The 19,971-nt window shown below is 73.7% G+C and carries 19 protein-coding genes and 1 pseudogene; 11 read left to right on the forward strand and 9 right to left on the reverse strand.

The window, feature by feature from the left end; all coding sequences use genetic code 11:
- The first annotated feature begins 148 nt into the window (after positions 1–148).
- The 4 genes from IFT90_RS11475 to IFT90_RS11490 all read left to right on the forward strand — a co-directional run bounded on the left by IFT90_RS11475 (position 149) and on the right by IFT90_RS11490 (position 3,840).
- A complete protein-coding gene (locus IFT90_RS11475; protein WP_371812293.1) occupies positions 149–499 on the forward strand; it encodes a PadR family transcriptional regulator in 351 nt (116 codons plus the stop codon).
- Between the two features lie 220 nt (positions 500–719).
- The gene (locus IFT90_RS11480; RefSeq protein ID WP_192042231.1) at positions 720–1,814 is read left to right on the forward strand and encodes a glutamate--cysteine ligase; all 1,095 of its coding nucleotides are present in this window, start codon (positions 720–722) and stop codon (positions 1,812–1,814) included.
- Positions 1,815–1,900: 86 nt separating this feature from the next.
- Entirely contained in the window at positions 1,901–2,773 is an 873-nt protein-coding gene (locus IFT90_RS11485; RefSeq protein ID WP_192042232.1) for a DNA/RNA non-specific endonuclease, read from the forward strand.
- 116 nt (positions 2,774–2,889) lie between these two features.
- Positions 2,890–3,840, forward strand: coding sequence for a hypothetical protein (locus tag IFT90_RS11490; protein ID WP_192042233.1), 951 nt, complete (start codon positions 2,890–2,892; stop codon positions 3,838–3,840).
- A 58-nt stretch (positions 3,841–3,898) separates the two neighbouring features.
- On the opposite strand, the gene IFT90_RS11495 is transcribed toward IFT90_RS11490, so the two are convergent.
- The 6 genes and pseudogenes from IFT90_RS11495 to IFT90_RS16995 all read right to left on the reverse strand — a co-directional run bounded on the left by IFT90_RS11495 (position 3,899) and on the right by IFT90_RS16995 (position 8,659).
- On the reverse strand, positions 3,899–4,258 hold the full coding sequence (locus IFT90_RS11495; RefSeq protein ID WP_192042234.1) for a hypothetical protein: 360 nt from the start codon (positions 4,256–4,258) through the stop codon (positions 3,899–3,901).
- Between the two features lie 10 nt (positions 4,259–4,268).
- Positions 4,269–4,844: a GNAT family N-acetyltransferase gene (locus IFT90_RS11500; RefSeq protein WP_371740939.1), complete on the reverse strand. Its 576-nt coding sequence runs from the start codon at positions 4,842–4,844 to the stop codon at positions 4,269–4,271.
- Positions 4,845–4,973: 129 nt separating this feature from the next.
- Positions 4,974–6,374 (reverse strand): peptidoglycan DD-metalloendopeptidase family protein, encoded by a 1,401-nt coding sequence (locus IFT90_RS17575; RefSeq protein ID WP_192042235.1) that lies wholly within the window; start codon positions 6,372–6,374, stop codon positions 4,974–4,976.
- Between the two features lie 272 nt (positions 6,375–6,646).
- Positions 6,647–7,303, reverse strand: a complete 657-nt coding sequence (locus tag IFT90_RS11510; RefSeq protein ID WP_192042236.1) for a histidine phosphatase family protein — start codon at positions 7,301–7,303, stop codon at positions 6,647–6,649.
- A gap of 181 nt (positions 7,304–7,484) precedes the next feature.
- Positions 7,485–7,971: pseudogene (locus IFT90_RS11515) on the reverse strand (nucleoside/nucleotide kinase family protein); the annotation flags it as partial.
- Between the two features lie 16 nt (positions 7,972–7,987).
- Positions 7,988–8,659, reverse strand: a complete 672-nt coding sequence (locus IFT90_RS16995) for a DedA family protein (RefSeq protein ID WP_146898931.1) — start codon at positions 8,657–8,659, stop codon at positions 7,988–7,990.
- Between the two features lie 196 nt (positions 8,660–8,855).
- Here IFT90_RS16995 and IFT90_RS11525 point away from each other — a divergent pair, with 196 nt between their 5' ends.
- The 4 genes from IFT90_RS11525 to IFT90_RS11540 all read left to right on the forward strand — a co-directional run bounded on the left by IFT90_RS11525 (position 8,856) and on the right by IFT90_RS11540 (position 14,005).
- A complete protein-coding gene (locus tag IFT90_RS11525) occupies positions 8,856–9,833 on the forward strand; it encodes an ABC transporter ATP-binding protein (RefSeq protein WP_192042238.1) in 978 nt (325 codons plus the stop codon).
- The gene (locus IFT90_RS11530) at positions 9,830–10,708 is read left to right on the forward strand and encodes an ABC transporter permease subunit (RefSeq protein ID WP_192042239.1); all 879 of its coding nucleotides are present in this window, start codon (positions 9,830–9,832) and stop codon (positions 10,706–10,708) included. Before IFT90_RS11525 ends, IFT90_RS11530 begins: the two co-directional genes overlap by 4 nt.
- A gap of 189 nt (positions 10,709–10,897) precedes the next feature.
- Positions 10,898–12,394, forward strand: coding sequence for a DHA2 family efflux MFS transporter permease subunit (locus IFT90_RS11535; RefSeq protein WP_192042240.1), 1,497 nt, complete (start codon positions 10,898–10,900; stop codon positions 12,392–12,394).
- A 129-nt stretch (positions 12,395–12,523) separates the two neighbouring features.
- A complete protein-coding gene (locus IFT90_RS11540) occupies positions 12,524–14,005 on the forward strand; it encodes an MFS transporter (RefSeq protein WP_192042241.1) in 1,482 nt (493 codons plus the stop codon).
- A gap of 59 nt (positions 14,006–14,064) precedes the next feature.
- Here IFT90_RS11540 and IFT90_RS11545 read toward each other — a convergent pair whose 3' ends face one another.
- A complete protein-coding gene (locus tag IFT90_RS11545) occupies positions 14,065–14,778 on the reverse strand; it encodes an NAD(P)H-hydrate epimerase (RefSeq protein WP_192042242.1) in 714 nt (237 codons plus the stop codon).
- A gap of 210 nt (positions 14,779–14,988) precedes the next feature.
- Here IFT90_RS11545 and IFT90_RS11550 point away from each other — a divergent pair, with 210 nt between their 5' ends.
- Together IFT90_RS11550 and IFT90_RS16670 are read left to right on the forward strand one after the other, a co-directional pair.
- Positions 14,989–15,786 (forward strand): alpha/beta fold hydrolase, encoded by a 798-nt coding sequence (locus IFT90_RS11550; RefSeq protein WP_192042243.1) that lies wholly within the window; start codon positions 14,989–14,991, stop codon positions 15,784–15,786.
- 120 nt (positions 15,787–15,906) lie between these two features.
- Positions 15,907–17,451 carry an FAD-dependent oxidoreductase gene (locus IFT90_RS16670; RefSeq protein WP_199861753.1) on the forward strand — a complete coding sequence of 515 codons (1,545 nt, stop codon included), beginning with the start codon at positions 15,907–15,909 and terminating at the stop codon, positions 17,449–17,451.
- Here the strand turns inward: IFT90_RS16670 and IFT90_RS11570 are convergent.
- Together IFT90_RS11570 and IFT90_RS11575 are read right to left on the reverse strand one after the other, a co-directional pair.
- Positions 17,364–18,203 carry a Pr6Pr family membrane protein gene (locus IFT90_RS11570; RefSeq protein ID WP_192042244.1) on the reverse strand — a complete coding sequence of 280 codons (840 nt, stop codon included), beginning with the start codon at positions 18,201–18,203 and terminating at the stop codon, positions 17,364–17,366. The two genes, IFT90_RS16670 and IFT90_RS11570, sit on opposite strands and share 88 nt — an antisense overlap.
- Positions 18,204–18,386: 183 nt before the next feature.
- Positions 18,387–19,226 (reverse strand): aldo/keto reductase, encoded by an 840-nt coding sequence (locus IFT90_RS11575; protein WP_192042245.1) that lies wholly within the window; start codon positions 19,224–19,226, stop codon positions 18,387–18,389.
- Between the two features lie 377 nt (positions 19,227–19,603).
- Here IFT90_RS11575 and IFT90_RS11580 point away from each other — a divergent pair, with 377 nt between their 5' ends.
- On the forward strand, positions 19,604–19,885 hold the full coding sequence (locus IFT90_RS11580) for a hypothetical protein (RefSeq protein WP_192042246.1): 282 nt from the start codon (positions 19,604–19,606) through the stop codon (positions 19,883–19,885).
- The last annotated feature ends 86 nt before the right edge of the window (positions 19,886–19,971 follow it).

Raw genomic sequence — 19,971 nt, forward strand, 5'->3', positions numbered from 1 at the left:
CCCCTTCGGCGGCTTCCCCGGGTTCCCCGGCTTCGGCCCCGGCGGCCACCGCGGCGGCCGCGGCCGAGCCCGCAAGGGCGACGTCCGCCTCGCGGTCCTGTCGCTGCTCGCCGACGCCCCGTCGAACGGCTACGGCCTGATCAAGGCCATCGCCGAGCGCACCGACGGCGTCTGGAAGCCGAGCCCCGGCTCGGTCTACCCCACGCTGCAGCAGCTCGTCGACGAAGAGCTCATCGTCGCGGGCGACGAAGCCGCCAAGGGCGAGTACTCGCTCACCGAGGCCGGCCGCACCTACGTGGCCGAGCACGCGGACGCCGTCGAGGCGGCCTGGGCCGCCACGACCGGGGACGAGGCCTCGGACGAGTTCCGCGAGAGCCTCGGCAAGCTCTTCGGCGTCGTGCAGCAGTTCCGCTCGGGCGTGACCGACGCGCAGCGCGCGGCGGCCACCGCCAAGCTCGACGAGACGCGGCGCGCGCTCTACGCGATCCTCGCCGACTGACGTCGGACGGGTCCCGCCCAGGAGGCGCGGTGCAGGCACGCCTGCACCGCGCCTCCTTCGCGTGCCCCGCCGCGACGGCTCCGCGCCCGGCCCGCCCGGCCCGCGCGTCGCCCATCCCTCGCGCAGGACCCGCGTACCCCGTCGTCACGGTCGCCTCTCGGCCGATCGGCGGGCGCTCCCCGGCCGGGTCGCTAGCATCCCCCCGACGACAGGGGGCCGCATGACGACGTTCGGCATCGAGGAGGAGTTCATCCTGGTCGACCCCGTGACCCTGACGCCGGCCGACGTCGCCGCGTCCGTGCACGCCGAGCTGCTCGGCTCGGCCCACGAGTCGAAGTTCGTCAGCCACGAGTTCCTGGCGTCGCAGATCGAGCGGTCGAGCCCCGTCTTCACGCAGATGGACCAGGCCGAGGCGGACCTCGTGACCTTCCGCACCCGGCTCGCCGCCCAGGCCCGCAGCCGCGGCGTCGTCGCCGCGGCCGTCGGCACGCCCTTCATGTGCAGCGGCTGGCCGGCGGTGACCGACACCGAGCGGTACCACCGTGTCGAGGAGGAGTTCCGGGGTCTCGTCACCGACCACCTCATCAACGGGACGCACGTCCACGTCGGGGTGCCGTCTCGGGACGTCGGCGTGGCCGTGCTGAACCGGGTGCGCACCTGGCTGCCGACGCTGCTCGCCCTCACCGGCAACTCGCCGTACTGGCACGGTGCCGACACGGGCTTCGCGAGCTGGCGCGCGATGCACATGCGGCGCTGGTCGACGGGCGGCTGCCCGCCTCCCTTCGCGGACGCGGCCGACTACGACCGGCGGATACGTCGGCTCGTCGGCGTCGGCGGCACCTACGACACGCGCACGATCTGGTGGAACGCCCGACTCGCCGAGGACCACCCGACCGTGGAGGTCCGGGTCGCCGACGCCCAGCTCGACCCGGGCGGGGCCCTGCTCGCCGCGACCCTGGTGCGCGCCCTCGTCGACACGGCCCGCGCGGAGGCCGAGGCGGACGTCGCCCCGCTCGAGGTCGAGCCCGAGCTGCTCGACGCCGGTCTCTGGCACGCCGCCCGTGACGGGCTCGGCGGCGAGCTGCTCGACCCCGTCGCCGGGGAGCTGCGCGGGTCCCGGGAGGTGCTGCACCGCCTCCTCGTGCACGTCGGCGACGCGCTCGACGCGTCGGGCGACCACGAACGGACGCGCGCCCTGCTCGACCGCCTGACGACCGACGGGACGGGCGCCGAGCGGCAGCGCGCGGCCGTGCGGCGCGGCGGCCCCGCCGAGCTGCGGCGGCTCTGCGAGACGGCGCTCGTGGCCCGCGCCTGAGCTGCGACGGCACGGAGGCACGGGCCGGTGTCGGAGGGGCAGTGCACGATGGGCTCGGACCACCCACCGACCACCAGGAGGCGCGGATGACGATCGCAGACGACCAGCCGGAGGCGGCAGCCGCCCTCGGGTACGACCCCGGGTTCCTCGCCGTGCAGGTGCCGCTGCCCCGCCCCGGCCCCCGTGCCGTGCGAGAGCTGCCCTACGCGCACTTCACCGTGCTGCTCGATCCCGGCCGGCGCCTGGCGGCGCTGACCGCGGTGAACGTCGACGGGTCCTCGCTCGTCGACCTCGAGCGGGGCGACGACTGGCACCTCGACGAGCGCGTCGCGGCCGACGAGCAGTGCGGGCCCGAGGTCTACGCCCGCAACGACCTCGACCGGGGTCACCTCGTGCGGCGCCGCGACCCGGTCTGGGGCACACCGGCGATCGCGTCGCGCGCGAACCTCGACACGTTCACCTACACGAACGCGGCGCCGCAGGCGGGCGACTTCAACCAGTCGTCCGAGCTCTGGCTCGGCCTGGAGGACCTCGTGCTCGAGTACGCGGCCGTGCACCAGCAGCGCCTCACCGTGCTGACCGGTCCGGTGCTGCACCCGGACGACCCGACCTACCGGGGCGTCCAGCTGCCGCTCCGGTTCTGGAAGATCGCGGCCTGGGCGACGCGCGACGGCGCCGCGCTGCGCACCTCGGCCTACCTGCTCGACCAGTCGCCCCAGCTCGACGACGCCGACCTCGGGCAGGCGACCGCCCGGGCCGGCGACGAGGGCGAGCTGCCCCCGCTCGGGCCGTACCGCACCTTCCAGGTGCCGGTGCGCGACATCGCCGCGCTGACCGGGCTCGAGCTCGCGCAGCTGGCCGAGGCCGACTCGCTGCAGGTCGTCCCGACGGTCCGGCCGCCGTCGGGGCTCCCCGAGGGGTGGGTGCCGCTCGACTCGCCCGACCAGCTGACGTTCTAGCGGGGCACGCCGGGTCGGGTCGGATCTCGGCCCGGGTCTGCCCGGCCCGTCCCGGCTCGGCCCGGGTCTGCCCGTCCCGGCTCGGCCCGGTCGACTCGGCTCGGCCGGAGGTGGGCGTGGCAGGATCCGTCCTCGTGCCTGCCGACCCTGCCGCCCGTGACGCCCCTGACGCCCCAGGCCCACGACCCCTCGCCGACGATCCCCCGACCGTCCTGACCGTCCGGCGCGAGCACGACGTCGTGCCGGAGCGGGCGACGCCCTGGCGCGAGGTGGTGGCGGAGTTCGACGTGCCGGCCGACGCGAGGGCGTCGGCCGACCTCGTCCGTCCCCTGCTCGACGACCCCGAGCTGCACTGGACGCCCGGCCTGCGACGAGGCGTGCTGGCGCTGCTGCCCTGCAGCACGGCGATGGTGCGCGTCGTGCTGTCGTGGGAGTGGTCGGTCGAGGCTGCCGACTTCTCGGTGCACTCGCCCGAGCCGGAGCCCTTCTCGTCCGACGACCTGGTCGTCCTCGAGGGGTGGCTCCGCGCTGCCGCGCGACGCCTCGCGTCCGAGGGCGATGCGATCGAGGTCGCGGTGACCCGGGTGGTCGACGACGTCGTGTCGGGGCTCGACCGGAGCGCACCTCCTCGATCCACCCCGACGCCGGCGGACGACGACGCCGTCAGCGACCCGGACGGCGCCCCCGGGCACACGACCGGCACGGCGGTCCTCGGCACCCGCGTCGCCGGGCCGGACACGGAGTCCGGTCACGGACGGGTCGACGTCCGCCTGCCCGACCCCGGCGACCCCGGCCACGAGGTCCTCGTCGACGTCTCGACGGGCCGCCTGCTCGGGCACCGGACCACCCTCGCGGACGAGGGCGACCCCTGGGCGTTCCGCTACGTCGTGGTCGACGAGGTCGAAGCGGCACGGGCCGAGGGGCCGGCCGACGTCGTCCCGACCGACCTGGTCCACTGGCACGACCAGCACATCCAGCGGCAGATGCTCGCCGACGACGCCCGGCAGGCTCTCGTGCACCTGCTGGCCGGCCTCGACGCGCCGGCGTCGGTGGGCTACCGCGGCTGACCGGCCGGGCGGGCTCGAGACACGCTCGGGACGGACCTGCCGGGCACGGGGACGGGGTCTACGGCCGCCAGTCGACGATGGCGACGAAGCGGCTGCCCACGCCGGTCACCTCGCTGCGCGCCGTGCCCTGTTCGGGCTCGGGCAGCTCGTCCACGCCGTGGTCGTCGCAGCTGAGGTGCGTCCACGAGGGCCACCACTTCTTCGGCCGGGCGGCCTCGTGGTAGCCGCACACCACGCAGGCGAGATCGACCCAGACGGGCTTGCCCGTCCGGTTCGCCCGGGACTGCAGCAGCCACGCGGGCGGGGACTTCTCGAGCGCGAGCAGCTCGTCGAGCGTCAGCGTCGCGGGGATGCCGTGCCGCACCGCCATCTCGAGCGGGATGTCGAGCTGCAGGGCAGCGTCTCGTCGCGTGATCATCGCGCCCAGCCTACGGGGCGACCAGCACCTTCTCGAAGCAGATCGAGTTCGGGAGCGCCTCGACGTAGGGCTCGTACGTCGGGATCGGCCGGTAGCCGACGCGCTCGTAGAGGCGGACGGCCTCCGGCTGGCGGTCGCCCGTCTGCAGGATGAGCCGCGGCGCCCCACCTGCCCGGGCGACGGCCTCGACCTCGGCCATCAGCACCCGGCCGAGGCCACGGCCGCGCTCGGTCGAGTCGACGATGACGCGCTTGACCTCCCACTCGCCGTCGAGGTCGCGCAGCACGGCGTGCGCCACGGCACGGCCGGCGTCGTCGGTGACGAGCACGGTCGCGTGGACCTGCTCGGGGTGCACGCGCAGGGCGTCGTCACGGGCGGCCGTGACCGCCGGGTCCTCCACGACGCCGGGGTCGGAGTACCGCTCGTTCATCTCGGCGTCCATGCGCGCCCGGAGCTCGAGGGCCCGTGGGTCGTCCCACGCGACGTGCTGCACGTGCAGCGCCGCCCCGGACGAGGCGGCGGGGACGCCCGCCTCGAGGGGCGAGGGCTGAGGGGAGACCTGGGCAGGAGGAGCGGCGTTCGTCACCGAGACATCCTGCCATCGCTGCCCGGGCGCTCCCTGCACGCTGTGCACGTCGCGCCGGGGCCGGGGCTGGGCCGGGGCCGGGGCCGGTCAGCCTGGGCCTGTGAGCCGGGGCCCGTGACCCGCGGCCCGCTAGCGCAGGCTGACGCCCCGGGCGGCCATGAACGGCACCGGGTCGGTCGAGGCGCCGTTGACGCGCGTCTCGAAGTGCAGGTGGCAGCCGGTCGAGTTGCCGGTGGAGCCGACGAGGGCGATGAGCTGGCCGGCGACGACGGACTGGCCGTTGCGCACCTTGATGCCGCCGTTGACGATGTGGCCGTAGGCCGTGCTGAGGCCGCCGCTGTGGGCGATCCGCACGTAGTTGCCGTAGCCGCCGTAGGCACCGGCGTAGTTGACCGTGCCGGAGGCCGCCGCGTAGATCGGCGTGGAGCAGCCGGGCGCCAGGTCGACGCCGTCGTGCAGCTTCCACTGGCCCGAGACGGGGTTGACGCGGTAGCCGTAGCCGCTCGAGATGCCGCCGCCGCTGGGGCGGACCCAGCCGGAGCCGGATCCCGACCCGCCGCCTCCGCCGGACGACACCGGGGGCGCCGCCGGAGCAGGGGCAGGGGCGCCGGCGCTCGGGGCAGGACGCGCGGCGGCAGCCGCAGCAGCCGCGGCCGCGGCGGCGGCACGCTGCTGACGCAGCTCCTCCGCCTGGCGGGCGGCCTCGGCGGCTCGGGCGGCCTGCTCGGCGGCGACGCGCTGACGCTCCGCCTCGACGCCGGCCTCGTACTGTTCCTGGGTCTGTGCGGTCGTGTCCTGCAGCACGGCCAGCTGGGCCTGGAGGCGCGACTCGTTCTCCTGCTGCGCGGTCACCGCGGCCGTGGCGGCGTCGGCCGCGGCCTGCGCCTCGTCCATCGAGACCTGCGCCGTGTCGCGGAGGCCGACCAGCGCCTCCTTCGCGACGGCAGCCTGGTCGCCGAGCGACTGGGCCACGTTGCGGTCGGAGACGGCCTGCTCACGGATGCCGTCGGCCTGTTCGGTGATCTTGCTCATGGCGCCGAGACGGTAGAGCAGGTCGTCGGCGGCCTCTCCGTCGCCGACCAGCTGCGTCGAGACGTCGCCGCCGCCCGTACGCGCGAGCTGGGCCGAGACCTGGCCGGCGCGCTTCTCGCTCTCGTCCGCGATCGCGTTCTTCTCGTCGACCTGCGCCTGCAGCTCGGCGAGCTTCGCGGCGCCCTGGTCGGCGAGGTCCTGTGCGGCCTGGAACGCCGCGCCCAGGCGCTCGGCCTCGGCCTGCGCGTTCACCGCGTCGGACTGCAGCTGGTCGAGCAGCCCCTGCAGCTCGGAGATCTGTGCCTGCTTGGACGACTCGTTCGCCTGGGCGGCCACGACGTCGTCCCAGGTCGGGTAGGTCGCCGCGCGTGCGGGCGAACCGCCGACCACGACACCGGCGACGACGAAGACGAGCGCGAGGAGCATCGTCGAGGCGACGGCGAACGCGCTGCGCGAACGCAGGGCCGGCAGGAGCGGTGCAGGCAGCGGAGAACTCACGTGGTCGTGTCCTGACTCGAGGGGGGCGACCTGCGTCGAGCTGCCTGTCGGCAGCTCGTCACTGAGGTCGGATGCGTGACCACCCTACGGCGGAAGAGGGCGAGGGTAAACCCGAGGTAGAAGGTTCGGGCGTCACCCGACGACCCCCAGAGCTGGGGCCACTCCAGTTCACTCGAGTCACACGAGTCACAGCGACCCCGTGATCTGTCCCCCGATCCGAGCGCGGCGAGCGTGGCCGGTCATGACAGGCGACCCGACGGGCGCCCCTCCGATCAGGCGGCGTCGCCGGTCGGGTCGGACGCGGACGGGTCGGCGAGCAGGGCGCCGCCGACCGGCTCGTCCGCCCACTCGACGATCACCCAGCCCTCGCCCGGCGCGCCCTCGAGCACCACCACGCCGGTGTTCGCCAACTGGTGGGCGCGCACGAACGCCGCGTCGACGTTGGACGCGCGTCGCCCCGCCCAGCCCCGGATCGCGGCACCGTGGCTGACGACGGCCGCGACGTCGAGGCCGCCCGCGCAGACCTCGTCGACCGCGCCGTCGAAGCGGGCGAAGAACGCGTGGCCGTCCTCGGCGCCGGGGACGCGGGCGTCGAGGTCGCCGTCGACCCAGCGCAGCACGGTGCCGAGGTAGGTCGACACGGCCTCCTGGTCGGAGCGGAGCTCGAGCTCGCCCGCCTCGACCTCGCGGAGGCCGTCACGGACGGTCGGCACGAGGCCGAGGGAGGCGGCGAGCGGGGCCGCGGTCAGCTGCGTCCGCAGCATGGTGCTGGTCGACAGCGCCCCGATGCCTGCCGATGCGAGGGCGTCGGGCAGCGCGGCGGCCTGCTCGAGGCCGAGGTCGGTGAGGCCCGGGCCGGGCACGGTCGTGCCGAGCTCGCCGCGGACGTTGTCGGGGGTCTGACCGTGTCTGATGAGGTAGAGGCGCATGGCTCACCACCCTACGGACGCCCGCCGACACCGCCGACACCGCCCAGGGCCGGGCCCAGGCCCAGGGCCGGGTCAGCCCGCGAGCACCGCGTCGGCGCGCTCGCGGGTGGCACGGACGAGCGCGGCCGAGCGCTCGTCGGGCCCGGTCGCCCAGGCGAGCGCCGCCTCCTCGGCCATGCCNGCTCGGCGCGGGCGCTCCGCCACGGCTCGTCGTCGACGAGCAGGTAGTTGCCCTCCACGATCACCACCTCGACGTCGGGGGCGACCTCGATCGAGCCGGCCACCGCCTCCTCGAGGCCCCTGACGTAGTCGGGCGCCCAGACCGTCTCGCCGAGCTCGACCCGTCGGATCCGACGGAGGAGGGCGAGCCAGCCCGTGCCGTCGAACGTGTCGATCGCGCCCTTGCGATCGAGTCGGCCCAGCCGGGCGAGGGTCGCGCTTGCGAGGTGGAAGCCGTCCATCGGGACGACGACGGCCGAGCACCCGGTCGTGAGCAACGCCTCCGCCAGCACCGTCGCCGTCGTGCTCTTGCCGCTGCCCGGCTCGCCCGCGAGGCCGACCACGACGCGACGGCTTGTCTCGGCCCGGAGGCCGACGAGGCTCTCGACGGCGTCGTCGACGGCGATCGGCTCAGGACCCGGGACCGGCAGGTCCGCTGGCGACGTCACGACCGGCGAGCTCGGCTCAGGCGCCGGGCGTGGGCGTCGCGCGCCGCGCCGAGATCGCCTTGCGGAGCACGGTGATCAGGATCGGCAGCACCGAGACGAGCACGATCACGATCGCCCAGACGTCGATGTGGTCGGCGATGATCGGCACGCCGCCCAGGAGCGAGCCGAGCACCGTGAGGCCGACGGCCCACAGGAACGCGCCGATGACGTTGAACGCGAGGAACGCCGGGTAGCGGTAGCCCGCCGTGCCCGCGGCGAGCGGCACGTAGGTGCGGACGATGGGCACGAAGCGGCCGAGGATGAGCGAGAGGCCGCCGTACTTGGCGAAGAACGCCTCGGCCTTGGCGAGGTGGGCCGTCTTCAGCACGCGTGCGTCGGGCCGGAACCAGCGCCGGCCGAAACGGTTGCCGAGGAAGTACCCCACCTGGTCGCCGAGGAACGCGGCGGCGAAGGCGCAGAGGGCGATCAGCCAGACCGGCAGCTCGAGGGCCTCGTGCAGCAGCCCGGCCGTGAACAGCAACGAGTCGCCCGGCAGGAACGGGAACAGCACGCCCGACTCGATGAACACCATCAGCGAGATGCCCGCGAGCGCCCAGGGGCCCAGCGCCGGCAGCAGCGCCTCGGGGTCGAAGAGCAGGAAGCCGCCGGAGGCGAGGGGCAGGGAGGCGAGGAGGGTGGCTGTCGTCACCGGGCGAGTGTAACGACCGCGCGCTCGCGGGTGCCTCCTCCCCCGGTGGTCGCAGGCCGTGGCCGGCGGGTGTCGTCCGGTCGGCGGATGTCGGCGGCGGTGCCCCTCTCCTAGTCTCGACGCAGGTCGGCAGCCCCCGTACGCGACGATGCGTGCCCGGGGCGACGACACCCGCACGACGACGAGAGGCACCCCCATGATCGAAGCTCGATCACTCACGAAGAGATACGGCTCGAAGGTGGCGCTCGACGACGTCAGCTTCACCGTGCGACCCGGCGTCGTCACGGGGTTCCTCGGCCCCAACGGCGCGGGCAAGTCGACCACCATGCGCATGATCGTCGGGCTCGACCGGCCCACCTCGGGCTCGGTGACCGTCAACGGCCGCCCCTACGCCGACCACCGTGCGCCCCTGCGCGAGGTCGGCGTGCTGCTCGACGCGAAGGCCGTGCACAGCGGCCGCAGCGCCCACGACCACCTCCTGGCCATGGCCGCCACGCACGGCATCGGCAAGGCCCGCGTCCGCGAGGTCATCGCCCTGACCGGCCTCGAGTCCGTCGCGAAGAAGCGCGTCGGCGGCTTCTCGCTCGGCATGGGCCAGCGCCTCGGCATCGCCGCCGCCCTGCTCGGCGACCCCGCGACCGTGATCTTCGACGAGCCCGTCAACGGCCTCGACCCCGAGGGCGTGGTGTGGGTGCGGACCCTCGCCCGCCACCTCGCCAGCGAGGGCCGCACCGTCTTCCTCTCGTCGCACCTGATGAGCGAGATGGCACAGACCGCCGACCACCTCATCGTCCTCGGCCGGGGCCGCGTCCTGGCCGACGCCCCCGTCAGCAGCGTGATCGCCCAGGCGTCGGGCGACGGAGTGCGCGTGCGCAGCCCGCACCTCGCCCAGCTGTCCGACCTGCTCCGCAGCCGCACCGAGGTCGTCGTGACGACGACCGAGGACGGCGCGCTCGACCTCCGGGGCGTCACCGCAGCACAGGTCGGCGAGGCCGCAGCCGCCCAGGGCATCGTGCTGCACGAGCTCACCCCGTTGGTCCGATCGCTGGAGGAGGCCTACATGACCCTCACCCAGGACTCGGTCGAGTACCACGCAGGAGGCACAGCCCACGCCGGTGGCGCCCCCGCGGCCGCCGACGCCGAATCCGCCACGACGTCGGGAGCGACGCGATGACCACGACCACCACGCCCCGCCCGACGCCCCACGCCCACACGGCGGGCTCGGGGGTCTCGTTCGCCCACGTCCTGCGGTCGGAGTGGATCAAGCTCCGCAGCCTCCGCTCGACAGCCTGGTGCTTCGCGGTCATCGTCGTGCTGCTGATCGGCTTCGCCCTGCTGTTCGGCGCCTTCGCGTCCGGCTTCGAGGGGGCACCGGCCACCGACGAGCAGCAGCAGTCGCTCGCCGTCAGCGTCGCCACGATCGGCGTGCCGTTCGCGCAGCTCGTCGCCGCGGTGCTCGGCGCCCTCGTCATCACCGGCGAGTACGGCACCGGCATGGTCCGCTCCACCTTCGCGGCCGTCCCTCGCCGCACGCCGGCGCTCGTCGCCAAGGTCCTGCTCATCGGCGTCACGACCTTCGTCGTGTCGGCCCTCGCGCTGGCCGTCGCGCTGCTCGTGTCCACGCCGCTCCTCTCGAGCTCGGGCGTCGACACCGACCTCGCCGACGGGCGCATCTGGCTGTCGATGCTCGGCGGCGCCGCGACCATCGGCTTCATCGCCATGATCGCCTTCGGTCTCGGCGCGATCATCCGCAACGGGGCCGGCGCGATCGCCTCGGCGATCGGCATCGTCTTCGTGCTGCCGATCATCTTCTCGATCGGCCAGGCGCTGATCGCGAAGTCGTGGATCTACTCGCTCTACGAGTTCATCCCGCCGCAGGCCGCCACGCGCGTCTACGACTACCCGGTCGACGGACAGTCGCTCACCGCGCTGCCGGGCCTCGACGGCTCGCTCGTGCTCGAGCCGTGGCAGGCGCTGCTCGTGCTGGTCGGCTGGGTCGTGGTGCTGTTCGCGATCGCGCTCGCCCTCGTGAAGCGACGCGACGTCTAGTCCGCAGCCGCGCCTCCTCGGCGGCAGGGGCCGACGCGACCACCCGGTCGCGTCGNTGCCGATTGCTCTGCTGTCCGCCCCTGTCGTTCACCTCGGATCGGGAATGAACGACGCCTCGCGAGCGCTGCACCGGTGTCTCGACGGCGAGACACCGCCACCGCCACCCGCCAGCCCCTCCAGGGAGATCACATGACGAGCGACACCGCCGCATCCTCCGCCGCCGACACCGGCTCGGTCGGCGCGACCCCCGACGGGGACGACGCAGCCCTCGCGGCCCGCAACAAGCTCGTCATCGGCCTGCTGCTCGTCAGCGCCTTCGTCGTCATCCTCAACGAGACGATCATGGGCGTGGCCCTGCCGAGCCTGACCCGCGACCTCGACATCACCGTGACCGCCGGCCAGTGGCTGACGACCGGCTTCATGCTGACGATGGCGGTCGTCATCCCGATCACCGGGTTCCTGCTGCAGCGGTTCAACACGCGCCCGGTCTTCATCACCGCGATGAGCCTGTTCAGCCTCGGCACCGCGATCTCGGCGATCGCGCCCGGCTTCGGCGTGCTGCTGCTCGGCCGTGTCGTCCAGGCGTCCGGCACCGCGATCATGATGCCGCTGCTGATGACGACGGTGCTCACGCTCGTGCCCGCCGCGACCCGCGGACGCACGATGGGCAACATCTCGATCGTCATCTCGGTCGCGCCTGCCATCGGGCCGACCATCTCGGGGATCATCCTCAGCGTCTTCGAGTGGCGCTTCATGTTCATCCTCGTGCTGCCCATCGCGCTGGGCGCCCTCGCCCTCGGCGCCGCGCGCGTCAAGAACGTCACCACCCCCCGCACGGTGCCGCTCGACGTCTTCTCGGTGATCCTGTCCGCCTTCGCGTTCGGCGGCATCGTGTTCGGGCTCAGCTCGATCGGGGAAGGCGCCGAGGCGGCCGTGCCGGCGTGGCTGCCGATCGGCGTCGGGGTCGTCGCCCTGCTCGCGTTCGTCCTGCGCCAGCGCGCCCTGCAGCGCGACGACAAGGCGCTGCTCGACCTCCGCACCTTCCTGTCGCGCACCTTCACCACGTCGGTCCTCGTGCTCGGCGTCGGCATGATCGCCCTCTTCGGCACCCTGATCGTGCTGCCGATCTACCTGCAGAACGTCCACGGCCTCGACCCGCTGGCGACCGGCCTGCTCCTGCTGCCCGGCGGCCTGCTGCAGGGCGTGCTCTCGCCGATCGTCGGCCGCATCTTCGACAAGCACGGTCCGACCGTGCTGCTCGTGCCCGGCACGATGCTCGTCAGCGCGGTGCTGTGGTTCCTCTCGACCGTGTCCGAGTCGACGCCCATCCCGATGGTGCTCGGCGCGCACGTCGCCCTCAGCGTCGGCCTCGCGCTGATGTTCACGCCGCTCTTCACGTCGGGCCTGGGCTCGCTGCCCGGCCGTCTCTACTCGCACGGCTCGGCGATCGTCGGCACGGTGCAGCAGGTCGCGGGCGCGGCCGGCACCGCCGTGTTCGTGACCGTCATGACGCTGGCCACCGTGTCCGCGGCGAGCGGCGGAGCCGGCGACATCGCCGCCGCGAGCGCCGGCGTCCGTGCCGCGTTCCTGGTGGGCGCGATCATCTCGCTGTTCGCCGTGGCCGGCGCCTTCTTCGTCCGCCGGCCCCCGGTGACCGAGGGCGCCGAGCCGATCGTGGCGCACTAGCCGCACCTCCCCCACGACCGCCCTCCCCGACCACCGGGGAGGGCGGTCGTGCGTCCGGCGCCGGGAGTACCGTCGCCGGTGTTCGTGCACCCTCTGCACGGATGCACACCGCGCACAGGGGAGATCACCATGAGCAGCTCGTCGTCGACCACGGCCCGAGGAGGCGGCGGCAGCGTCCGCAGCCTGGTCCCTGCCCGCATGGACCGACTCCCCTGGACCAAGTTCCACTGGACGATCGTCGTCGGGCTCGGCTTCTCGTGGGTGCTGGACGGCCTCGAGATCCAGATCGTCGCCTCCGCCGGGTTCCAGGCCGACCTCGGCCTGACCGCCGCGCAGGTCGGCTACCTCGGCACGATCTACCTGCTCGGCCAGGTGGCGGGAGCGCTGGTCTTCGGCCGGCTGAGCGACACGCTCGGCCGCAAGAAGCTCTTCATCCTCACGCTGGCCATCTACCTCGTCGCCAGCGGCCTGGCCGGGCTGTCGCCGAGCTTCGCGTTCCTGGCCGTCTTCCGGTTCGTCGCCGGCATGGGCATCGGCGGCGAGTACGCCGCGATCAACTCGGCCATCGACGAGATCATCCCGTCGCGCTACCGCGGACGCGTCGACATCGCCATCAACGGCACCTACTGGGGCGGCGCCGCCCTCGGCTCGGCCGCCAACCTCTTCCTGCTGAACACCGACTACTTCGCCGAGAACGTCGGCTGGCGCATCGGCTTCTTCATCGGCCCGGTGCTCGGCCTGATCATCATCTACCTGCGCGGGCACATCCCCGAGAGCCCCCGCTGGCTGATGACCCACGGCCGCGAGGAGGAGGCGGAGGCGACGGTCACCGACATCGAGCACCGCGTCGAGGCCGAGGGGCGCACCCTCGAGCCGGTCAGCGACGACCAGGCGCTCGAGGTGACCGACCAGGGTCGGATCCCGTTCAGCGTCATCGTCCGCACCCTGGTCAAGGACTACCCGAAGCGCACCCTCGTCGCCGCGACGATGATGATCACGCAGTCGTTCCTCTACAACGCGATCTTCTTCACCTACGCGCTCGTGCTGCAGAACTTCTACGGCACCGACCCGGCGTCGACGCAGTACTTCTTCTTCCCGTTCGCGATCGGCAACCTGCTCGGCCCGCTGCTGCTCGGCCACCTCTTCGACACGTGGGGCCGCCGCCAGATGATCTTCCTGACCTACGGGGTCTCGGCGGTCGTCCTGGCCGTCTCGGCCGTGCTGTTCCACAGGGACGTCCTGAGCGCGACGACCCAGACCGTGTTCTGGTGCGTGTCGTTCTTCTTCGCGTCGGCGGGCGCCTCCTCGGCCTACCTCACGGTGAGCGAAATCTTCCCGCTCGAGCTGCGCGGCCAGGTGATCGGCTACTTCTTCGCGCTCGGCCAGATCGCCGGCGCGGTCGCCCCGACGCTCTACGGCTCGCTGATCGGCGACGGCACCGACCGCGGGCCGCTGACGGCGGGGTACTTCCTCGGCGCGGGCATCATGCTCGTGGGAGGCGTGATCGCGTTCGTCTTCGGGGTGTCGGCCGAGCGGAAGTCGCTCGAGTCGATCACGAGCCCGCTGTCGGTCGTGACGCCGGGGAAGTCCGGCGGCACGGAGAAGTCGTAGCGGTCGAGACCTGACCGACGGGGCCGTGCCGTCGGGGGCAGACCGTCAGGGCCCAGCCCTCAGGGCGCGGGCTCCGGCACGCTGACCGCCGGCGGCACCGCGGCCAGGTCGGGCAGGAGGCCGATGTCGACGAGCACCACCTCGCCGGCGAGCGTGGCGGCGGGCTCGATCAGGAGCCCGGCCTTGTGGGCGCCGAAGGTGACGGTCAGGGTCGCGGGCAGCACGGTCGGGTCGGGCACGGCACCGTCGTCCGGGCCGATGCCGCTCGGCACGTCGACCGCGACGACGGGCGGGCCGTCGGCGGCCGTGACCCAGGGCAGCAGCGCCGCGACGACGTCACGAGCCGTGCCTCGCAGGGCCGGGTCGGCGCTCGTGCCGGTGCCGAGCACGCCGTCGAGGAGGACGGCCGCGCCCGACTCCCGGAGCCGGGCGCCCGCCTCCTCGACGGTCGACCACCGGGTCGGGTCGTCGACGACGGCACCGGAGGCGCGGGCCGCGGCGAGCCCCTCCTCGTGCAGCCGACTGCCGGTGGGCACGACCGTGACCGCGCAGCCCGCGTCGGCCAGTGCGGCACCCGCGAGGAGCGCGTCGCCCCCGTTGCTGCCGCTGCCGACGAGGAGCACGACGGGCGCGGGCCACCGGTCCCGGGCCTGCAGCAGCCGCTCCACCTCGTGCGCGAGCCCTGCGCTCGCGCGCTGCATCAGCGGCTCGCCCGCGTCGAGGTGCGGCTGCTCGGCCGCCTTCACCTGTGCGGCAGTCCACCCGTCGATCATCGATCCATCGTGCCCGCGCGCCGCCCACGCCGCCCGCCCGGCCGCCCGGCCGCGCCGACGGCGGATCACCGAGGCGGCGCCGGGGTGAGCGGGACGCGTCGAGGACTCAGGAGGCGCGGGCCGGCGGGCAGGAGCCGCGCCGGTGCCGAGCCGCCTGGCGACGACGGCACCTGAGTCGTCGACGGGTCGCCGCGCTGCCAGACTGGTCCGATGCGCGACCACGTCCAGAACCCCGTCGACGGCACCGAGATCGCGTACGAGGTCGCGGGCGAGGGGCCGCCCCTGCTGCTCGTGCACGGCTCGGGCCTGTCGCGCGGCGCGTGGCGCGGTCTCGGCTACCTGCGCGACCTCGAGCGCGACTTCACCGTCGTCGCCCTCGACCTGCGCGGCCACGGGCGGAGCGGTGCGCCGCACGACGCCGCCTCGTACGACATGGCTCTGCACCGCGGCGACGTCGCGGCCGTCCTCGCCGCGACGGGCCTCGCGCCGGTCCACTTCGTCGGCTACTCGTTCGGCGCCCGCGTCGGCCTGTCGATCGCCGCGCACGAGCCCGAGCTGCTCCGCACCCTGACCACGATCGGCGGCAGCTGGGCGCCGATGAACGGCAACATCGGCGCCACGTTCGCCCCGGACTGGGAGGAGGCGCTCCTGACCGGGGGCATGGCCGCCTTCGTCGAGCGCTGGGAGCACACCATGGGCCGTCGCCTGGACCCGGCGACCCGCCTCGCCTTCATGAGCGACGACCCGCTCGCCCTGGCGGCGTTCTTCCGGGCGGCCGAGACGGGCGGCGGGCTGACGGCGAAGCAGCTCGACGACGTGTCGGTGCCCACCCTGCTGATCGCGGGCACCCGCGACGAGGCACGGCACCGCGAGTCGCAGGACGCCGCCCGCCGCATGCCGACCGCGGCGTTCTTCGAGCTCGTCGGGCAGGACCACGCGTCGTCGCTGATGCCCGTCGACCAGGTCACCGACCTGCTCCGCACCTGGCTCGAGGCCGTCGACGCCTGAGGCGCGCGAGTCGGGGTCCGCCCCGCCGCGCGCGTCGCGGCGCACGTCGCGGTCCGCCCGCTGCGCACGTCGCGGCACACGTCGCCGCACGGGCCCCCGCCCTGCGATGATGGACGCACCATGGGCATCAGTCGTCGAGCGTTCCTGACGGGGTCGGCCTCCGGGGCCGCCGTGCTGCTGCTCGCCGCCTGCACCACCGACGGCCCCTCCCCCGCGCCGACGACCCCGAGCAGCACGCCGACGCCCACGCCGACCCCGACCGCGACGCCCTCGGCCGGGCCGACGCCGTCCGCGTTCCGCCGCAGCGGCTGGGCCGACGACCCGTTCGCGCGGGGCTCGGGCAGCTACCTGACCACGTCGTCGTCCGACGACGACCGCGCGGCGCTCCGCCGGCCGGTCGACGACCGGGTCTTCTTCGCCGGCGAGGCCACCGCGAGCACGGCGCCGGGCACCCTCGGCGGGGCCCACGCCAGCGGCTTCGACGTCGCGGACGCCGTCGCCGGGATCGCCGAGCAGGGCGAGCGCATCGCCGTCGTCGGCGCCGGGATGTCCGGCGCGACTGCAGCCAGGAGCCTCGCGGCGCGCGGCTACGACGTCGTCGTCGTCGAGGCCCGCGACCGCGTGGGCGGCCGAGTCGCCTCGTACACCGGGGGCGACTGGCCGTTCCCCGTCCAGCTCGGCGCCGCCTCCCTCGACGGCCAGGCAGCCACGGCTCTCAGCGCCGCGCTCGCCCTCGGCCGGGTCGACACCGTGCGCCTCGGCGAGGTGCTCGAGGTGCGGTCCTCCGGCGGGCAGGCGACCTCGCTCGACGGCGTCCCCGAGCGCTCCCTCGCGTCGGCCGCCGGGTGGGCCGACGACCAGGCGGCCTCCGTGACGGTCGCGCAGGCCGTCGCCGGCGCCGGCGCCGGGCCCGAGCAGCAGTCGCTCGAGCCCGACTCCACGGGCGTGTCCGACGCCGCCCGCCTCCAGTTCGTGCTCGACGAGGCGCTGCCCGTCCGCTGGGGCGCCGGGCCGGACGACCTCGCCGAGCGACAGGACCCGGGCGACGTCGGCGAGCTCGTCGCCGCCGACCTCGGCAGCCTGTTCCCGCTCGGCGAGCCGTTCGTCACCGGCGACCTGTCCGCGTTCGTCGAGGCGCACCTCGACGGCCTCGACGTGCTGCGGGGCAGCACGGTGGCCCGGATCCAGTACGGCGACCGCGGCGTCGGCCTCCGCCTCGCCACCGGCGAGAGCCTGTCGGTCGACCGCGTCGTGGTCACCCTGCCGCTGGGCGTCCTGAAGGAGGGGACGACCGAGTTCGCCCCGGAGCTGCCGACCACGCACACGGCGGCGATCGAGACGCTCGGCGTCGCCCAGCAGGAGGTGCTCTGGCTGCGCTTCGACGAGCGCGCCTGGAGCACGGAGGCGACGGTGCTGACCACGGTCGACGGCGCCTCGGGCTTCCGCGTCTTCGTCAACCTGATGCCCTCGACGGGCGAGCCGGTGCTCGTCGCGCTGGCGGGCGGGGACGACGCGGTCGCGAGCCTCGAGCTCGGCGACGACGAGGCCGTCGCCGACGCGCTGGCCGGCCTCGCGCCCTACTTCGACCTCGTGCCCGAGGCAGCGCCCGAGTCCACGTCCGACCCCGCCGCGGGGACGGACTCGTCGGAGGCACCGGCCGGCTGATCCTCGCCGGCGCGGCGTACCTCCGCGCCCCGGACCTCGGCGCCACCGACCTGGGCGCCGCCGACCTGGGTGCCGCCGACCTCAGCCCCCACGGCCTCGGCGCGCTGGCCGCGCCGCAGCAGCACGCCCGGCCGCGGCCCCGGCCGCAGGTGACTGAGCGCGATCAACGCCGACATGACCCCCACGATGACGCCCAGGGCGATCGCGTTGTACATCACGAACTCGTCCGGCCAGCGCACCTGCGCGGGGTCGAGGAAGAAGTACGGGTACCAGCCGACGTCCGCGCCGCGCACGATCGTCGCGATGCCCCAGACGACCGGGAACACCAGCACGACCGACAGCATCGCCCAGCTGACGCGGGTGCGCCCGGGGGCGAGCACCCAGTCGACGACGAGGAACCCCGGGATCCAGAAGTGCAGCACCTGGGTCGACCAGGGCACGCCGATCGCGAAGTCGTTGCTCAGCGACTCGACCAGGATGATGCCGTAGACGATGCCCGACACGACGACGTAGGTCGTCACCAGGGCGTGCACCGCGGCGAAGGCGCGGCCCTCGGGTCGGCCCCGGAGCGAGAGCGCCCCCGACACGACGAGGACGAGCACGTTCGCCATGTTGCTCTGCTGCGTGAAGTACGCGAAGTAGTTGACCGTCGAGAAGGTCGAGAAGCCGAGCGTGTAGAAGAAGTACGACACGAGGGCGGCCGTGCCCACGGCGGCGACGACGAGGCGCAGCACGCCGACGACTGTTCGCACCCTGTTCACTCGCTCCTGGTAGCGCGGGGACGCCTCGGGTAGGCCTCCCGTGCAGACGACGACCCTACTAGGACGGGCCGGTCTCCCCCTGCGGGGAGACCGGCCCGTCGGCACAGCCGGGCCCGGCCCGGGGGCCGGACGGGTCAGGTCAGCTCACCTGACCTGACCTGACCTGACCGCAGCTCAGCTGGGGATGTAGTCGAACGTGTCGGGGTCGGGGCCCGTGCGCTCGCCCTTGTCGAGGTCGGTGATGGCCGCGACGTCGGCGTCGGACAGCTCGAAGTCGAAGAGCGCGAAGTTCTCCTCGACGCGCGAGCGCGTGACCGACTTCGGGAACACGATGTCGCCGCGCTGCACGTGCCAGCGCAGGGTCACCTGGGCGGTCGACTTGCCGACGCGCTCGGCGATCTCGACGAGGGTCGGGTCCTCGAGGACCTTGCCCTGGGCGATGGGCGACCACGCCTCGGTGTGGATGCCGTGCTCGACGCCGAAGAGGCGCAGCGAGTCGTTGGTGAGGTACGGGTGCACCTCGATCTGGTTGACGGCGGGCACGACGTCGGCCTCGTCCAGCAGGCGCTGCAGGTGCGGCTGGTGGAAGTTCGAGACGCCGATGGCCTTGGCGCGGCCCGTGGCGTAGATCTCCTCGAGCGCCTTCCAGGTCTCGAGGTAGTCGACGTCCGTGGTGGGCAGGGGCCAGTGGATGAGGAACAGGTCGACGTAGTCGGCGTTCAACGCCTCGAGCGTGCCGTCGAACGCCTTCAGGGCGTCGTCGCGACGGTGGAAGCCGTTGTTGAGCTTGGAGGTGACGAAGATCTCGGAGCGGTCGATGCCCGACTCGCGCAGCGCCTCGCCGACGCCTGCCTCGTTGCCGTACATCTGCGCCGTGTCGATGTGGCGGTAGCCCACCTCGAGGGCGGTGAGGGTCGCGTCCTTCGTCTGGTCGGGCTCGACCTGGTAGACGCCGAAGCCGAGCTGGGGGATCTCGACGCCGTTGTTCAGGGTGATGGTGGGGATCGATGTCATGCACCCATCGAACCACCGCCTCCTGCGGCGTTCTCAGCGACGTCACGGATCAGCCCTGGTGCATCCGGCCCGACCGTGTTACCGTTGCAGGTCGCTTGGCAACGATCCTCTCAGATCGTTCCCGTCTCACGGCCCTGTCGTCCACACGCAGGCCGAGTCGAAAAGCCTGCAGATCCCGTCTGCACATCTCGAGAACCCCGGTCCGAGCCTCACCCGCTCGCCTACTCACCGGTCGTCGCCCGAGACGAGGCCCGACCAGGCTCCCCGAGCCTGAGGACATCCGTCCGCCCCACCGCCGAGAACGGCGGTCCACGCATGCCCCGCGCTGCGTGCCACGACGCTGAGCAACACAGCACACATCGAAGAAGAGAACACGCATGAACGAGAACATCACCACCCTGAGCGGCACGGTCACCACCGAGCCCGTCCTGTCCACCGCCCGCCTCGCCGAGTTCGTCGTCGTCGACGCCTCCGGCGCCGAGTTCGTCGTCCGCGCCTGGAGCGACGTCGTCACCGACGACGTCCGCGTCGGCGCGACCGTCACGGTCGAGGGCGCCCAGGGCTGGGTCATCCCCGGCCGCAGCTGGCGCCGCGAGCCGAGCCGCACCATCGTGCAGGCCTACAGCGTGAGCGCCCACGCGCTCGCCCTCGCCGCCTAGGCAGGTCCCGAGGAGGCGCGACCCGCCTCCTCGACGCCCGTCGCGCCCTGCGCGTCGACGGCGCGACAGCACGACAGACGAGAGGC

Source organism: Frigoribacterium sp. CFBP 8766, assembly GCF_014841435.1.
Classification (GTDB): Bacteria; Actinomycetota; Actinomycetes; order Actinomycetales; family Microbacteriaceae; genus Frigoribacterium.

What these genes read in the sequence shown, in the direction of transcription:
- IFT90_RS11545 (WP_192042242.1), bottom strand. Translation starts at nt 14,778, where the DNA reads ATGATCGACGGGTGGACTGCCGCACAGGTGAAGGCGGCCGAGCAGCCG.
- IFT90_RS11485 (WP_192042232.1), top strand. Translation starts at nt 1,901, where the DNA reads ATGACGATCGCAGACGACCAGCCGGAGGCGGCAGCCGCCCTCGGGTAC.
- IFT90_RS11495 (WP_192042234.1), bottom strand. Translation starts at nt 4,258, where the DNA reads ATGATCACGCGACGAGACGCTGCCCTGCAGCTCGACATCCCGCTCGAG.
- IFT90_RS11550 (WP_192042243.1), top strand. Translation starts at nt 14,989, where the DNA reads ATGCGCGACCACGTCCAGAACCCCGTCGACGGCACCGAGATCGCGTAC.
- IFT90_RS11480 (WP_192042231.1), top strand. Translation starts at nt 720, where the DNA reads ATGACGACGTTCGGCATCGAGGAGGAGTTCATCCTGGTCGACCCCGTG.
- IFT90_RS16670 (WP_199861753.1), top strand. Translation starts at nt 15,907, where the DNA reads ATGGGCATCAGTCGTCGAGCGTTCCTGACGGGGTCGGCCTCCGGGGCC.
- IFT90_RS11530 (WP_192042239.1), top strand. Translation starts at nt 9,830, where the DNA reads ATGACCACGACCACCACGCCCCGCCCGACGCCCCACGCCCACACGGCG.
- IFT90_RS11580 (WP_192042246.1), top strand. Translation starts at nt 19,604, where the DNA reads ATGAACGAGAACATCACCACCCTGAGCGGCACGGTCACCACCGAGCCC.
- IFT90_RS11525 (WP_192042238.1), top strand. Translation starts at nt 8,856, where the DNA reads ATGATCGAAGCTCGATCACTCACGAAGAGATACGGCTCGAAGGTGGCG.
- IFT90_RS11575 (WP_192042245.1), bottom strand. Translation starts at nt 19,226, where the DNA reads ATGACATCGATCCCCACCATCACCCTGAACAACGGCGTCGAGATCCCC.
- IFT90_RS11510 (WP_192042236.1), bottom strand. Translation starts at nt 7,303, where the DNA reads ATGCGCCTCTACCTCATCAGACACGGTCAGACCCCCGACAACGTCCGC.
- IFT90_RS11540 (WP_192042241.1), top strand. Translation starts at nt 12,524, where the DNA reads ATGAGCAGCTCGTCGTCGACCACGGCCCGAGGAGGCGGCGGCAGCGTC.
- IFT90_RS11535 (WP_192042240.1), top strand. Translation starts at nt 10,898, where the DNA reads ATGACGAGCGACACCGCCGCATCCTCCGCCGCCGACACCGGCTCGGTC.